The following is a 1,771-nucleotide window of genomic DNA, read 5'->3' as shown; positions in this document are numbered from 1 at the left end:
GAGATGTGTCAACCACAGTGCACTCATAAATGGGAACTGGCTGTTTGATCTTCGTCTTGGGTCGGGATCGGTGGCTCGGTGTCGGTCCAGCGGAGTCGGGTGTACCAGCCGGGCGGGCGGGTGCGTCGCTCGCGGAGTTCGGCGAGTTCGGTGGGTCCGGCGTGGAGGATCCAGCGGTAGGGGCGCCGGGACTCCTTGCGAGCGTTCACCCAGCCGCGGTAGATCCACGAGTAGAGGGTGACTGCGGGCATGTCGATTTCGGTGGCGAGGTCTTCCAGCCACCACTCATCGCGGCCGGGTTCTTCGCCGGGTGGCGAGGCCGACCGGAGACGGGCGGGTGGCGGCAGGGTGCCGAGTTCACGCAGGATCGCCTTGACCGCGCTGGCGCTGATCCGGTTCCCGCGTCCGCGGGCTGGGCGGAAGCCCTCCGCGTGCAGGCGCTGGGCGATCGCCTCGGCGCGGTGTCCCTGACCGGCCAGTTCGCGGATGCGCTCCTTGATCTGCGGGTAGTAGCTGAGCTGTTGGAGGAGGGCGACGGGGCGGGCGGTCTCGCCCGTGGTGGTCCTCCTGCCGGCCCAGGTGATGGTGACGGTGACGCGTTCGCTGGTGCCCAGCACGGTGACGGTGACCTGCTCCACGAGCGCGCGGATGATCTCTTTGCGGTCGGCGGGGGTGGTCGTCTCAGCACTCCACAGGCCTTCGATGTCGCCGGCGAGCGCGGTGATGGCCCGCTGCTCGGCGGCGGTGAGGGTGCGCGGGCGGGTCTGGGTGAAGCGGTCGTACTCTTCCTGCAGGGTCTGCTGGGCGGCAAGGGCCTGCTCCCAGTCCTTTTCCAACTGCCGTACGACCAGGCGGTTCTCGGGCTCGGCGAGGCGGTAACAGCGCCGGGCCCGGTCGGCATTGATCGCGGCGCGCTCCAGCCGCTGGGACCAGATTTTGTCCAGCTCGGCCCGTTCGGCCAGGACTTGCTCGGCCGCGCGTAAGGAGACTTCAAGCGCGGCCGGGGCGAGCGCGGCGAGGACCTGGGCGGTGACGAAGGCGTCCACGCAGGCTCCGTTCAGTGCCTGGCAGCGCTCCCCGGATCCGTAGTCGGTCATCTGCCGGGCGCACACGTAGTCGGGGCGGGTGCTGCCCGCGTGCTGGTGGTAGCGCACGGTCATGCGCTTGCCGCAGCGGCCGCACCGCACCAGCCCGGCCAGCAGGGCAGGACCGCTGCGGACCGTGCCGAGGGTCTCGGCCCGGGCGGCGTTGGCCGCGAGCCGGGCCAGGTTGGCCCGGTACTGCTCGATGGTGATGTAGGCGGGCAGCGCGTCGGGGATGAACACCAGCCACTCGTCCTCACCGCGCACCACTCTGCCGGTGGAGGGGCGTCCCGGTTGCTGCCGGCGGTGCTCGATGCGGCGGCGCCCGTAGGCGTAGATCCCGGCATAGACCGGACTGTGCAGCATGCACTGCAGCGTCATCCGGTTCGGCCGCCGCCACTCCAGCTCGCCCTTATCGGGCCCCCGGCGCAACCGGATGGGCAGTTCGATCCCGTGCTCGACCAGCCAGCGCAGCACCGCATGCAGGGTGCCGAGCTCAGCGAGCTTCGTGAACACCAGCCGCACCACGGTCTGTGCCTGCTCGTCCGGGTCGAGGACCGCCTCGCCGGATGGCCGGCGCACGTAGCCGATCGGCAGCGGCACGACCAGTTCACCGCGGCGGGCCTTGTTCACCCGCCCGGTCTGCATGCGCTGCCTGATCAGATGGAGTTCGGCCTCTTATGCGGACC

Annotated in this window: 1 protein-coding gene; it reads right to left on the bottom strand. The window is 70.3% G+C overall.

Translation table 11 applies throughout. The features are described from left to right. Positions 1-23 precede the first annotated feature (23 nt). On the bottom strand, positions 24-1,730 hold the full coding sequence (locus ACWDA7_RS52550; RefSeq protein ID WP_450615275.1) for a recombinase family protein: 1,707 nt from the start codon (positions 1,728-1,730) through the stop codon (positions 24-26). Positions 1,731-1,771 lie beyond the last annotated feature (41 nt).

The organism is Streptomyces sp. NPDC001156 (genome assembly GCF_053598275.1).
The sequence above is the reverse complement of the archived record's forward strand: the minus strand, read 5'-3'. Positions and strand labels throughout refer to the sequence as shown.